At 71.4% G+C, this 13,033-nt stretch carries 13 protein-coding genes; 10 read left to right on the plus strand and 3 right to left on the minus strand.

The genetic code is table 11. The annotated features are described in order from the left end of the window. The first annotated feature begins 64 nt into the window (after positions 1–64). The 3 genes from MTQ01_RS22790 (at position 65) to MTQ01_RS22800 (ending at position 1,552) form a co-directional block, all read left to right on the plus strand. A complete protein-coding gene (locus MTQ01_RS22790; protein WP_247492722.1) occupies positions 65–298 on the plus strand; it encodes a hypothetical protein in 234 nt (77 codons plus the stop codon). Positions 299–422: 124 nt separating this feature from the next. Then, positions 423–1,052: an HU family DNA-binding protein gene (locus MTQ01_RS22795; RefSeq protein ID WP_247492723.1), complete on the plus strand. Its 630-nt coding sequence runs from the start codon at positions 423–425 to the stop codon at positions 1,050–1,052. 278 nt (positions 1,053–1,330) lie between these two features. Beyond that, a complete protein-coding gene (locus MTQ01_RS22800; protein WP_247492724.1) occupies positions 1,331–1,552 on the plus strand; it encodes a hypothetical protein in 222 nt (73 codons plus the stop codon). Here the strand turns inward: MTQ01_RS22800 and cofC are convergent. Next, positions 1,524–2,183: a 2-phospho-L-lactate guanylyltransferase gene (gene cofC, locus MTQ01_RS22805; protein WP_247492725.1), complete on the minus strand. Its 660-nt coding sequence runs from the start codon at positions 2,181–2,183 to the stop codon at positions 1,524–1,526. The two genes, MTQ01_RS22800 and cofC, sit on opposite strands and share 29 nt — an antisense overlap. A gap of 140 nt (positions 2,184–2,323) precedes the next feature. Here cofC and MTQ01_RS22810 point away from each other — a divergent pair, with 140 nt between their 5' ends. The 3 genes from MTQ01_RS22810 (at position 2,324) to MTQ01_RS22820 (ending at position 5,572) form a co-directional block, all read left to right on the plus strand. Beyond that, positions 2,324–3,217, plus strand: a complete 894-nt coding sequence (locus MTQ01_RS22810; RefSeq protein WP_247492726.1) for a lysophospholipid acyltransferase family protein — start codon at positions 2,324–2,326, stop codon at positions 3,215–3,217. Next, positions 3,214–4,215 (plus strand): NAD(P)H-dependent glycerol-3-phosphate dehydrogenase, encoded by a 1,002-nt coding sequence (locus tag MTQ01_RS22815; RefSeq protein WP_308294433.1) that lies wholly within the window; start codon positions 3,214–3,216, stop codon positions 4,213–4,215. Before MTQ01_RS22810 ends, MTQ01_RS22815 begins: the two co-directional genes overlap by 4 nt. A 211-nt stretch (positions 4,216–4,426) precedes the next feature. Then, positions 4,427–5,572: a D-alanine--D-alanine ligase family protein gene (locus tag MTQ01_RS22820; RefSeq protein ID WP_247492727.1), complete on the plus strand. Its 1,146-nt coding sequence runs from the start codon at positions 4,427–4,429 to the stop codon at positions 5,570–5,572. Between the two features lie 429 nt (positions 5,573–6,001). Here MTQ01_RS22820 and MTQ01_RS22825 read toward each other — a convergent pair whose 3' ends face one another. After that, positions 6,002–6,235, minus strand: coding sequence for an Lrp/AsnC ligand binding domain-containing protein (locus MTQ01_RS22825; RefSeq protein ID WP_247492728.1), 234 nt, complete (start codon positions 6,233–6,235; stop codon positions 6,002–6,004). A gap of 317 nt (positions 6,236–6,552) precedes the next feature. On the opposite strand from MTQ01_RS22825, the gene MTQ01_RS22830 reads away from it, so the two are divergent. Together MTQ01_RS22830 and thiD are read left to right on the plus strand one after the other, a co-directional pair. Then, positions 6,553–7,545 carry a thiamine-phosphate kinase gene (locus tag MTQ01_RS22830; RefSeq protein WP_247492729.1) on the plus strand — a complete coding sequence of 331 codons (993 nt, stop codon included), beginning with the start codon at positions 6,553–6,555 and terminating at the stop codon, positions 7,543–7,545. Beyond that, the gene (thiD, locus tag MTQ01_RS22835; protein ID WP_247492730.1) at positions 7,542–8,348 is read left to right on the plus strand and encodes a bifunctional hydroxymethylpyrimidine kinase/phosphomethylpyrimidine kinase; all 807 of its coding nucleotides are present in this window, start codon (positions 7,542–7,544) and stop codon (positions 8,346–8,348) included. Before MTQ01_RS22830 ends, thiD begins: the two co-directional genes overlap by 4 nt. Positions 8,349–8,480: 132 nt before the next feature. Here the strand turns inward: thiD and rpmB are convergent, their stop codons facing one another. Further along, a complete protein-coding gene (gene rpmB / locus MTQ01_RS22840; RefSeq protein ID WP_028426177.1) occupies positions 8,481–8,666 on the minus strand; it encodes a 50S ribosomal protein L28 in 186 nt (61 codons plus the stop codon). A gap of 342 nt (positions 8,667–9,008) precedes the next feature. Between rpmB and MTQ01_RS22845 the strand changes: the two genes are divergently transcribed. Both MTQ01_RS22845 and recG read left to right on the plus strand, forming a co-directional pair. After that, positions 9,009–10,673 (plus strand): DAK2 domain-containing protein, encoded by a 1,665-nt coding sequence (locus MTQ01_RS22845; protein WP_247492731.1) that lies wholly within the window; start codon positions 9,009–9,011, stop codon positions 10,671–10,673. A gap of 79 nt (positions 10,674–10,752) precedes the next feature. Further along, a complete protein-coding gene (recG, locus tag MTQ01_RS22850) occupies positions 10,753–13,005 on the plus strand; it encodes an ATP-dependent DNA helicase RecG (RefSeq protein ID WP_247492732.1) in 2,253 nt (750 codons plus the stop codon). Positions 13,006–13,033: the final 28 nt, after the last annotated feature.

A 13,033-nucleotide genomic window follows, 5' to 3' on the forward strand; every position in this document is an offset into this window, starting at 1 on the left:
CGGTCGGAGGCAGGGTTGGTCCCCTCCTGAGGCGACAACTCGCCCTAGATGACACAATCGGTGCATGGAAGGCGACAGTCAACTCGAGTTGTACGACGCCGTCGCCGCCGGCTTGAAGGAGGCGCACCGCCAGGTGCGCAGGCTGCATCTCCCGGACAGTGAACGGGAGGTGCTTGTCCGGAGGCTGCTGGTCATCACTGCCGCGTCGAAGCACGATCTGGCCGCGGCATCTCGGCGACTTGATCGGCTGATGAAGGAGTTCGAGGAGATTGCGAGAGGCCGCTTCCCCTCTGCGTAACTGGCAGTTCGTTGCGGCACTAGGGTGATCTGCCCGTTTCGTGTTTGATTTGCTGTGTATATCTGCCTACCGTGCGAAAAAGCTTGAACACATTCGTTCCGGCAATGTCTCCGAAGGGGAAGACGTGAACAAGGCGCAGCTCGTTGAAGCAATCCAAGACCAGCTGGGCGGCCGTCAGCAGGCAGCTGAGGCGGTCGATGTCGTACTGGACGCGATCGTGCGTGCGGTGTGCTCAGGTGACCGCGTCTCGGTCACGGGCTTCGGCTCGTTCGAGAAGGTCGACCGCCCTGCCCGCTACGCCCGGAACCCGCAGACCGGAGAGCGGGTGCGGGTCAAGAAGACCTCCGTGCCGCGCTTCCGTGCGGGACAGGGATTCAAGGACCTGGTCAGCGGTACCAAGAAGCTCCCGAAGAACGACGTCGCGGTGAAGAAGGCACCCAAGGGCACCCTGTCCGGCGGTACTTCCACCAAGAAGGCCGCTGCCAAGAAGGCGGCGAAGAAGGCGGCGGCGAAGAAGACCACCACCACTGCCCGCAAGGCCGCGGCGAAGAAGACGACGGCCAAGAAGACCACCGCCAAGAAGGCGACCGCGAAGAAGTCTCCGGCCAAGAAGACGACGGCCAAGAAGACGACTGCCAAGAAGGCCACCGCGAAGAAGGCTCCGGCCAAGAAGAGCACGGCCAAGAAAGCACCGGCCCGCAAGGCCAGTGCGCGCAAGACCACTGCGAAGAAGGTCACCGCGCGCAAGCGGTGACCGCCAACTCGTCATCGCCGGGCCGGACTCCCCGCCGGGGGGCCCGGCCCGCGGTGTGTTCGCGCCGGCCCCGGTCCGCGTCGCGCTTGTCTCGTACTTGCGGTGCGCCGCTGAACCCCGCGCGGTACAGCGACCGACGGGGCGTGAGCGGGTGGACGGGAGCTGACCGTCGGCCGGCCCGCTCCCGTGTCAGCCCTCCGTCGCCCGCTCGCCTGGCTGTCGCCCGCCCGGTGGGACGGGGTATCTGCCGGGCCCGCGCCTGCGGCTAGGCTCTTCGTATGCAGGCCACCGCGTACACCTTCGACGCGCACACCCGTACCGGGAGTGTGCTGCTCGACGACGGCACCCCGGTTTCCTTCGACGCAGCCGCTTTTGACGCCGGGGGCCTGCTCCTGCTGCGGCCCGGGCAGCGGGTGCGTATCGAGCTCGAGGGCGGCGAGGGCCCCGTCGGCGAAGCCGAGCGGGGGCGCGTCACCGTGGTGACGCTCCAGACGTTCTGAGTGTGTACGGCCCGACGCCCAGTGCCAGGGCGGCGGTGAGGTCCTCTCCGGTGTCCACGTCGTGACGCACGCTCGGCACATCCGCCAGGTCCAGTTCCCGTGCGCCCGTGGCGAGATGCGAGAGTCGCGAGTTGGCGCCGAACGCGGGTACGAGAGGTTCGCCGGTCGCGGCCGACAGCAGCGTGGTGCCGGTGCCCGCCGCGTCGGTGAGGAAGGAGCGCGGCGCCAGTGCGGCGGCGTTCAGAACCCGACCGAGTTCTGCGGGGCGCAGGGCGGGAAGGTCCGCGTTGAGTGTGGCGATCGGCGCCCTCGGTGTCCGGGAGCGCACGGCGTGCGCGCCGTGGGAGAGCGCGGCGTTGAGGCCGAGACCCGGTGCGTCCGGCACCACCTGGGCCCCCAGTGCGGCGAGTTCACGACCCGCCAACCGGTCGTCGGTGACCACTGTCACAGCCCCGACCTGCGGGCACTTCAGGGCCGCTGAAACGGTGTCGAGCGCGAACGCGAGGGCGAGCGCGGGGCGCAGCACCTCGTCAGCGGCGGTCGAGAGTCTGGACTTCGCCCTGGTCAGTGGCTTGAGGGGGACGATCAGAGTCCAGCCGGTCGCGACCCCCACCCGTGCGTCACGAAGCATCGCGCCCATTCTTACCCGTGTCCGGCGCCCGGCGTTACCGTGAGGTCGACAGCGTGCGGCCGGAGCGCCACACTTGTGCGGTTGTCCTCGGCCCGTTCGGTGACAGCTGAAGCGCAACGTCAAGAGGAGATGGTGTTCGGGTGTCCCGCCGGAGAATCGGCTTCTGGTTCCGCTTTGCCGCGGCTTTGGTGAAGCCGCCGATGAACCTTCTCTTCAAGCGTGTCTGGCGGGGAATGGAGCATATTCCGGCCGAGGGCGGCTTTATCGCGGCTGTGAATCACAACTCGTATCTCGACCCGCTCTCCTACGCCCACTATCAGTACAACGCGGGACGGATGCCTCGCTTCCTGGCCAAGGTCAGCCTTTTCGGCAAGGGCTTCGTCGGCGGCATGATGCGCAGAACGGGCCAGATCCCCGTGTACCGCGAGACTTCCAGTGCCATAGGTGCCTTTCGTGCCGCGGTGGAGGCCATCGACCGCGGCCAGGGAGTGGTGTTCTATCCGGAGGGGACGCTCACCCGGGACCCCGAACTGTGGCCGATGGACGGCAAGACCGGGGCGGCGCGTGTCGCGCTCCGGACCAGGGCTCCGGTGATTCCGGTCGCGCAGTGGGGCGCGCACGAGGTTGTGCCGCCCTATGCGAAGAGCAAACGCATTTATCTCTTTCCCCGTAGGACGTTGCAGGTCAAGGCCGGTCCGCCGGTCGACCTCTCCGCGTTCTACGGTGTGGAGCCCACGGCCGAGGTTCTGCGCGAGGTGACCGACCTGATCATGGAGGCGATCACCCTGCAACTGGCGGACGTCCGCGGCGAACCCGCGCCCGCGAAGCGTCTGTCGGTCCACCGGGTCGAGGCGGCCGAGCAGCACGGCGGAGAGGCGTCCGGGAACGGGGACGCGCGGGGTGCCGGACGGCGCCGTGAGCCGCGCGGCGACCGCAGCCGCGGCGGCGGTGCGAACAGCGGCTCGTACGGCGACACGTACGGCGACAAGAACAGCAGTGACCGGAGCAGTACCTCCGAGGAGGAGAAGGCGTGACGAAGGCGGCCGTATTCGGCAGCGGTTCCTGGGGGACGGCGTTCGCGATGGTGCTCGCGGACGCGGGGTGCGAGGTGACGATGTGGGGGCGCCGCGGTGAGATCGCCGAGGCGGTCAACTCGGAGCGCACGAACCCCGACTACCTTCCCGGCGTACAGCTCCCGGAGAACCTGCGGGCCACCACCGACCCGGCGGAGGCCGCCCATGAGGCCGAGTTCACCGTCCTCGCCGTGCCCTCCCAGACGCTGCGCGGCAACCTCGCTCTGTGGGCGGGCGAACTGCCCGCGGACACCGTGCTCGTCTCCCTGATGAAGGGCATCGAGCTGGGCACGGCGAAGCGGATGAGCGAGGTCATCGCGGAGAGCGCGGGGGCCGACCCGGGGCGCATCGCGGTGCTGTCCGGCCCCAATCTCGCCAAGGAGATCGCCGCTCGCCAGCCCGCTGCCTCGGTCGTCGCCTGTCAGGACGAGAGCGTGGCCAGGCGGATCCAGTCGGCGTGCCACACCCCGTACTTCAGGCCGTACACCAACACCGATGTGGTGGGGTGCGAGCTCGGCGGCGCGGTGAAGAACGTGATCGGTCTCGCGGTGGGGATCGCCACCGGTATGGGCCTGGGCGACAACGCCAAGGGGTCACTGATCACGCGGGGACTGGCCGAGACCACCCGGCTGGGACTGGTGCTCGGGGCGGACCCCGCGACGTTCGCCGGGCTGGCGGGCATGGGTGACCTGGTGGCGACGTGTTCCTCGCCGCTGTCGAGGAACAACACCTTCGGCACCAACCTCGGCCGCGGGATGACCCTGGAGGAGACCATCGCGGTCACCCGGCAGACGGCGGAGGGCGTCAAGTCCTGTGAGTCCGTGCTGGATCTGGCGCAGCGGCACGGGGTGGACATGCCGATCACCGAGACGGTGGTGAGCATCGTGCACGAGGGCAAGTCGCCGAAGGCCGCGCTGAAGGATCTGATGTCGCGTTCGGCCAAGGCCGAGGTGCGCTGAGTCCCAGCCGTACGAGCGGCAGTTCGCTGTGCCGCTGTGCCGCTGTGCCGCTGTGCCGCTGTGCCGCTGTGCGACGGCGGCGACGGCGTCCGGTGTGGGTGGCTCGCGGGCGGGGCGCGAGCTGCGGGTACGCGGACTTCGCGGTGCGCTCGGTTCCGGTTCCCGTGCCGTGACTGCCGAAGAGCCCCTGCGGGGCGGTAATCTCGAGGCGATGAGCACGTCTAACGCCTCCAGTCAGCCGTCCAAGCCGCGCGTCGCCGTTGTCTTCGGCGGGCGCAGCTCAGAGCACGGGATCTCCGTCGTCACCGCGGGCGCGGTACTCAACGCCATCGATCGGGACAAGTACGACGTGCTGCCGATCGGTATCACGAGGGACGGCCGCTGGGTGCGGGCCGTCGACGACCCCGCCGGAATGGCGATCGGCGGTGGCAAGCTGCCGGACGTCGACCGCCTGCCGACCCAGGGCAGCGGCAAGGTGCTGCTGCCGCTGGAGCCGACCGGCCGCGAGGTGCTCGCCTGCGAGCCCGGGTCGGTGCCCGAGGAGCTCGGCGACGTCGACGTCGTCTTCCCCGTGCTGCACGGTCCCTACGGCGAAGACGGCACGCTCCAGGGGATGTTGGAGCTCTCCGGGGTGCCCTATGTCGGCGCCGGTGTGCTCTCCAGCGCCGTCAGCATGGACAAGGAGTACATGAAGCGCGTCTTCACCTCCTACGGACTGCCGGTCGGGCCGTACACGGTGCTCAGGCCCCGCGAGTGGGAGCAGGACCGTGCGGCGGCGCGCAAGAAGGTCGTCGACTTCGCCGGCGACCACGGCTGGCCGGTCTTCGTGAAGCCCGCCCGCGCCGGTTCGTCGATGGGCATCACCAAGGTGGAGGACGTCACCGGCCTGGACGAGGCGGTGGAGGAGGCGCGGCGCCACGACCCCAAGGTCCTGGTGGAGTCGATGCTGCACGGCCGCGAAATCGAGTGCGGTGTCCTGGAGTTCGACGACGGCCCTCGTGCCAGCGTCCCCGCCGAGATTCCGCCGCCCGGTGAGCACGACTTCTACGACTTCGAGGCGAAGTACATCGATGCCGCGCCGGGTGTCATTCCGGCGCCGCTGAGCGAGGAGCAGACGGCCGAGGTGCGCCGGCTCGCGGTGGACGCCTTCGAGGCGGTCTCCTGCGAGGGCCTGGTGCGCGCGGACTTCTTCCTGCTGGACAGCGGCGAGTACGTGATCAACGAGGTCAACACGATGCCCGGCTTCACCCCCACCTCGATGTACCCGCAGATGTGGGGGGCGACCGGAGTGGGCTACTCGGAGCTGGTCGACCGTCTGCTGCAGGCCGCGCTGCACCGCTCCACCGGACTGCGCTGAGGCGAACGCACGGCACGTCGCCGCGTTCCGGCCCCGGCCGCGCGCGGCTCGTGACCGGGTGCGGGAGGGGTCCCACGGGCCCGAGCCCCCGGGGAACCGCGTTCGCGCGGGGACTTGGGGGCGAGCGTCGGTCGGGGGTTGTAGTCTCACTGCCGGGCGCGAGTCGTGGCCGCCGAAGGGCAGCCGTGCAGCGACACCGAGGCCCAACTGCCGAGCCGGTGTGCGTCGGTGCCGCGACCGCGGCGCCCGCCACCCGTACGAACCGGCGGGGCGGGCTCGCGTCCGCCCGCTCCGGGGGCGACGCGGACCGCGTACCGCCCCGTCCGAGGGTCGTGCGAAGCGGTCCGACCGCCCGCCTCGCACGGACCGGTGAACGCGGCAGGCAGGCCATCCGGCGAGAGGGAGCTCACCGGGCGAACACGCGGGGAGCTAGAGATGGACGACCGGGCAGGTCAGTGTGCGGGTGATGCCGTTCACCTGCTGGATCCTGGCGACCACCAGACGGCCGAGCTCGTCCACCGACTCCGCCTGGGCGCGCACGATGACGTCGTAGGGCCCGGTGACGTCCTCCGCCTTCACCACACCCGGCACCTCGGCGATCGTCTCGGCGACGGTCGAGGCTTTGCCGACCTCGGTCTGGATCAGGATGTACGCCTGTACCACGGGACCTCCAGGGCGGCTTCACGGAGCATGGGTGGAGAGGGGACGCCACGTTATCGCGTCGCCGCCACCAGCGGCGAGTGTCTCCCCGCGGTCAAGCGGGGCGGGTTCGCGTACGACCGGCGCGCGCACCGGCGGTCGACGCGCACGAGTGCGCCGACGGCGTCTGTGCTCCGGGCGGTACGGGGCCGGTGCGACCGGGCCCCGAGGGCGGGCGCCCCACCGTCCGGCGCCGCAACCGCGGCGACCGCCGCACCCATCGTGACCACCGCACATCTCGCGCACCAAGTCGCGCGCCACACAGCCGAAAGGGCAGACGGATGCTGAGTTCCACCGGGGGGCACCCCCGGACTCCCGCGACGGTCGGTGAACTGGGGGAGTTCGGGCTCATCCGGGAGCTGACCTCCCGGGTCACCGCCACTCCGGCCGTCCGGCTCGGCCCCGGTGACGACGCCGCCGTGGTCGCCGCCCCCGACCGCAGGGTGGTCGCGAGCACCGACATCCTCCTGGAGGGACGGCACTTCCGCCGCGACTGGTCCACGGCGTACGACGTGGGCCGCAAGGCGGCGGCGCAGAACCTCGCCGACATCGCCGCGATGGGTGCGGTGCCCACCGCGCTGCTGCTCGGGCTGGTCCTGCCGGCCGAACTCCCGGTGACCTGGCCCGCGGAGCTGATGGACGGCATCAGCGACGAGTGCAGGGTGGCCGGCGCCTCCGTCGCGGGCGGGGACATCACCCGGGGTGACCTGATCACGGTCGCCATCACCGCGCTCGGCGATCTCCAGGGGCGTGAGCCGGTGACCCGCTCGGGCGCGCAGCCCGGCGACGTGGTCGCGGTGACCGGCTGGCTCGGCTGGTCCGCGGCCGGGCACGCCGTACTGGCCAGGGGTTTTCGCTCCCCGAGGGCGTTCGTGGAGGCGCACCGCCGCCCGGAGCCCCCGTACCACGCGGGGCCTGCGGCGGCCGGGCTGGGCGCGACCGCGATGACGGACGTCAGCGACGGGCTCATCGCCGACCTCGGCCACATCGCCGATGCGAGCAGAGTGCTGATCGACGTGCGCTCGGCGGATTTCGACATCCCCGCGCAGATGCACGACATCGGCCAGGCGGTCGGCGTCGACCCGTTGCAGTGGGTGCTCACCGGGGGAGAGGACCACGCGATCGTGGCCACCTTCCCGCCGGACCGCAAGCTGCCGGCGCGCTGGCGCCGGATCGGCGAGGTACTGCATCCCTCCGCCCAGGCGAGGGTCACCGTCAACGGTGTGGCCTGGGACCGGGCCGGAGGCTGGGACCACTTCGGAGACAGGACATGAACACCACGGACTCGCCCCCTCGCGTGCTGACCGTCGCCGGCTCCGACTCCGGCGGCGGAGCCGGCATCCAGGCCGACCTCAAGACGATGCTGGCGCTCGGCACCCACGGAATGAGCGTGCTGACCGCGGTGACCGCGCAGAACTCCCTGGGCGTGCAGGGGGCCTGGGAACTTCCCGTGGCGGCGGTGCGCGCCCAGTTCCGCAGCGTGGTCGACGACATCGGGGTGCATGCGGTGAAGACCGGCATGCTCTCCTCGTCACCGGTGGTGGAGGCGGTGGCGGAGCTGCTCTCGGAGCTGACCGTGCCGGTGGTCGTCGACCCGGTCGGCGTCTCCAAGCACGGGGACCCGCTGTTGGCGGCCGACGCGCTCGAAGCGGTGCGCGGCAGGCTCCTTCCCGCCGCGACGGTGGCGACCCCCAACCTCGACGAGGTGCGCCAGCTGACCGGGATCCGCGTGGAATCGGAGCAGGACATGCGGCGTGCGGCCGAGGCCGTACTCGCCTTCGGCCCTCGCTGGGCGCTCGTCAAGGGCGGCCATCTCGCCGACGGGAACGCGACGGACCTGCTGTCGGACGGCACCGACGAGCACTGGCTGCGCGCGCCGCGTCACCGCGTCCGGCACACGCACGGCACGGGCTGCACGCTCGCCTCCGCAGTGGCGGCGGAGCTGGCGAAGGGGCTCGAGGTGCCCGAGGCGGTGGCGGCGGGCAAGGAGTACGTCACCGGTGCGATCGCCGCCGGGTTCCCGCTGGGAGCGGGCATCGGCCCGGTCGACCACGGCTGGCGCAGCCGCCGGGACTGAGAGGGTTCCCGCCGGTCCGGTGGGCGGGGAGCGCTTCGTCTGCGGCGGACACGGCGGAAATGACGAAGAGCCGGTCCACTCGAGGTGGACCGGCTCTTCGGCGACCGGAGAGGCTGCGCTGCGGAAACCGCTTCAGCGCGAGACCTTGCCGGCCTTGATGCACGAGGTGCAGACGTTGAGGCGCTTCGGCGTCCGACCGACCACGGCACGCACGCGCTGGATGTTGGGGTTCCAGCGACGCGGGGTGCGGCGGTGCGAGTGGGAGATGCTGTTGCCGAAGCCCGGCCCCTTGCCGCAGACGTCGCAGTTGGCAGCCACGGGTCACTCCAAAGACTTCAGATGCACGTACGGTGAATCCCGAGCGCGGCCGAGAACTCTTCCCGCAATGTGGGAGAGACCAACAGCCCCGGGGTGGAAAGCCTGAACGGTGTCAGGCAACCGGAGCAGCATACAACGGCGAGCTCCCAACACCGAAATCAGGCCCGGGGACCCGTGGCAGAGGCCGCCGGTGCGCCCTGCCGTCTCCGATCGCAGCGCTCCGGCGCACCGGCTGCCGGATTCCGACGCACTACCGTGCGACGGCGACCTTGCGGGCACACTAACGGGACGAGAAGTGCCCCCCCGTGTCCAGCCGTTCACCCGCCAGGAGGTCCGAGACCCGTGCCGCACCCGCTCGACGCCCACACCGTGCGCACCTGGTGTGCCGAGGCACTGGAGGACCTGGGCCAGGCGCGCGAGACCATCGACGCGTTGAACGTCTATCCGGTGGCGGACGCCGACACCGGCACCAATCTCTATCTGACGATGGAGTCCGCCGCGCAGGCCGTCGAGGCCGCATGGGCGGGAGAGCCGACCGCGTTTGAGGCGCTGGGCGCGATGGCGCACGGCGCGCTGATCGGTGCGCACGGCAACTCCGGCACGATCCTTGCCCAGTTGCTGCGGGGCGTCGCCCGGGCCGACGCCGACGGAGGCACCCTCGCCGACGCCCTCGCAGGCGCGGCGCGCGCGGCTGCGGCTGCGGTGGCGCATCCGGTGGGCGGCACGATCCTCAGCGTCGCCGAAGCCGCTGCGGAGGCCGCCGCCGAAGCGCAGGCAGCAGCGCACGCCGAAGCCGAAGCGCAGGCCGTCGTCGGCCGGCCCGCGGACCGTGGCGGCCGGGCCGGGGACCGTGTTGTGCGCGCCGCCTTCGAGGGAGCGCGCACGGCCCTGGACGCCACCCCGGGGCAGTTGGACGTACTGGCCCGCGCGGGTGTGGTGGACGCCGGTGGGTACGGGCTGGTCGTCGTTCTCGGCGCGCTGGTCAAGGCCGTCACGGGCAACCGGCCCGACGGACCCGTCACTCATCACGTCTCCTGTCCGGGCCACCGGCAGGACACGGCGGCGGAGCCGACCGGCCCGCGCTCCGGGGGCGGCGGTGCGGCGGTGAGCGGTCCCGCCTACGAGGTCATCTATCTGCTGGACGCCTCGGACGAGGCGCTGGAGCGGCTGCGAGGTCGGCTGGACGCGCTCGGCGACTCGCTCGTCATCATCGGCGGCGACGGGCTGTGGAACGTCCATGTGCACGTGGACGACGCGGGCGCGGCGATCGAGGCCGGGGTGGAGGCGGGGCGTCCGCACCGCATCAGGGTCACCCACTTCGAGGGGGTCGGCGCCGCGGTCGAGCCGGTCGAACGCGCGGTGGTGGCGGTCGTACCGGGCGAGGGCCTGGCCGCGCTGTGTTCCGAGGCGGGAGCCACGGTCGTGACGATGGGCCCCGAGGAGCCGCCGTCCAGCGGGGAGTTGGCAGCGGCCATCGGACGGGCGCACGCGCGGGAGGTGGTGCTGCTGCCGGGCAGTTCGGAGCTGCGGCACACCGCTGCCGCCGCGGCGGAGCAGGTGCGTGCCGAGGGTGTGCGTGTGGCGATCGTGCCGACGCGTTCGGCGGTTCAGGGACTCGCCGCGCTGGCGGTGCACGAGCCGGGGCGGCGGTTCGAGGAGGACGTGGTCGCCATGACGGCGGCGGCCGGCGCCACCCGATTCGGTGAACTCGCCGTCGCCGAACGGGAGTCGTGGACCACCGCCGGTGTCTGCCAGGCCGGTGACGTGCTCGGGCTGATCGACGGGGACGTGGCCGTGATCGGCGCCGAACTCGCCGCCACCGCGGGCGAGACACTGGAGCGGATGCTCGCCTCCGGAGGCGAGTTGGTGACCCTCGTCCTCGGCCGGGACACCCCGGAATCGCTCGCCGCGGAGCTGGCGAAGCGGGCCCGCACAGGACATCTGGGCGTCGACACGGTCGTCTACCACGGCCGGCAGTTCGCGCCTCTGCTCATCGGCGTCGAGTAGCGGGTCCGGCGAACCGGCGGGAGCCCGTGCACGCCCGGCCCGCGGCGGCTCGCCCCGACTGTCAGTGGCGTACGCCAAGATGGACCCCGTGTCCGTACTGGCTGATCCCCTGCACAAGGTCGTGGGCGGCAGCACCGCCAAGGTCCTCGGCGAGCACCTCGGTCTGCACACCGTCGGCGACCTGCTCCACCACTACCCCCGCCGCTATGCCGAGCGCGGTGAGCTGACCAGGCTCGCCGAGCTGCCGCTGGACGAGCACGTCACGGTCGTCGCGCAGGTCGCCGACGCCCGGATGCTGCGGTTCAACAACGGCAGGGGCCAGCGTCTGGAGGTCACGCTGACCGACGGCAGCGGCCGGCTCCAGCTGGTCTTCTTCGGGCGCGGCGCCTTCGCGCACGAGAAGAAGCTTCTGCCGGGCAGCCGCGGCATGTTCGCCGGCAAGGTCTCGGTGTTCAACCGCAAGCTTCAGCTCGCGCACCCCGACTACAAGCTGCTCGACGCCGAGAGCGGCCGGGACACCGTCGAGCGGTTCGCCGGAGAGCTGCTGCCGCTCTACCCCGCCTGCCGCCAGCTGAGTTCCTGGCAGATCGAGCAGGCGGTGGGCACGGTCCTCGACTCGTGGGAGGCGATGGGTTGGGAGGGCCTGGCGGACGCGCTGCCCGCCTCGCTGCGCGAGTCGCAGGGGCTGATCCCGTTGGCGCAGGCACTGCGTGCGGTGCACCGTCCGCGTACCAGGGCGGAGGTCGCCGACGCCCGCTCCCGGCTGAAGTGGGACGAGGCGTTCGTCCTCCAAATCGCCCTGGCCCGCCGCAGATTCGCGGAGCAGCAGCTGCCCGCGCTGCCACGGGTCGCCCGAGCCGACGGTCTGCTCAGCGCCTTCGACGCCAGACTGCCGTTCACGCTGACCGAGGGGCAGCAGCGGGTCAGCGGCGAGATCTTCCAGGAGCTGGCGGGCAGCCACCCCATGCACCGGCTGCTCCAGGGAGAGGTGGGCTCGGGCAAGACGATGGTGGCGCTCCGGGCGATGCTCACCGTGGTGGACGCGGGCGGGCAGGCGGCGATGCTGGCCCCGACCGAGGTCCTCGCCCAGCAGCACCACCGCTCGATCGTCGAGATGATGGGCGACCTCGCCGAGGCGGGCATGCTCGGCGGATCCGAGCACGGCACCAAGGTGGTTCTGCTGACCGGGTCCATGGGCGCCGCGGCGAGACGCCAGGCACTGCTGGACCTCGCCACCGGCGAGGCGGGCATCGTGATCGGCACCCACGCCCTGATCGAGGACCGGGTGGGCTTCTTCGACCTCGGGCTGGTCGTCGTGGACGAGCAGCACCGCTTCGGGGTGGAGCAGCGCGACGCCCTGCGGTCCAAGGGCAGACAGCCGCCCCATCTGCTGGTGATGACGGCGACCCCGATTCCGCGCACCGTGGCCATGACGGTCTTCGGCGATCTGGAGACCTCGGTGCTCGACCAGCTGCCCGCGGGCCGGTCGCCGATCGTCACCCATGTCGTCCCGGCCGCCGACAAGCCGCACTTCCTCGCGCGCGCCTGGGAACGGGTCCGTGAGGAGGTCGGGGCGGGCCACCAGGCGTACGTCGTGTGCCCCCGGATCGGGGACGAGAAGGACGGCGAGAAGCCGGCGAGGTCCGGGCAGCGAAGCGGTGGGCAGGGCCGTGGCGGCGAGGAGGTCGCGGACGGCGCGCAGGAGCCGGACGAGGAGCGGCGCCCGCCGGTCGCCGTGCTGGAGTTGGCCGAGCAGTTGAGCGGCCCGTTGGCGGGGCTGCGGGTGGAGGTCCTGCACGGCCGTATGCACCCGGAGGCGAAGGACGACGTGATGCGTCGCTTCGCCGCGGGTGAGGTCGACGTGCTGGTGGCCACCACGGTCATCGAGGTCGGAGTGAACGTCCCGAACGCCACCGTCATGGTGATCATGGACGCAGACCGCTTCGGCGTCTCCCAGCTCCACCAGCTGCGCGGCCGGGTGGGACGAGGCGCCGCAGCGGGGCTCTGCCTGCTGGTGAGCGAGATGCCCGAGGCGAGTCCGGCACGCGCCAGGCTGGCAGCCGTCGCCCGGACACTGGACGGCTTCGAGCTCTCCCGGATCGATCTGGAGCAGCGCCGGGAGGGCGATGTGCTCGGCCAGGCGCAGTCGGGCGTTCGGTCGAGTCTGAGGATGCTCGCCGTCATCGAGGACGAGGACGTCATCGCCGAGGCGCGGAGGGAGGCGACCGCGGTCGTCGCCGCCGATCCGGCTCTGGAGGAGTACCCCGAGTTGCGCACCGCGCTGGCCGCTCTGCTCGACGAGGAGCGCGAGGAGTACCTCGACAAGGGGTGAGCCCCTCGTCGGCAGGAGGGGCGAACGC

The organism is Streptomyces sp. XM4193 (genome assembly GCF_023072595.1).
Lineage (GTDB): Bacteria > Actinomycetota > Actinomycetes > Streptomycetales > Streptomycetaceae > Streptomyces.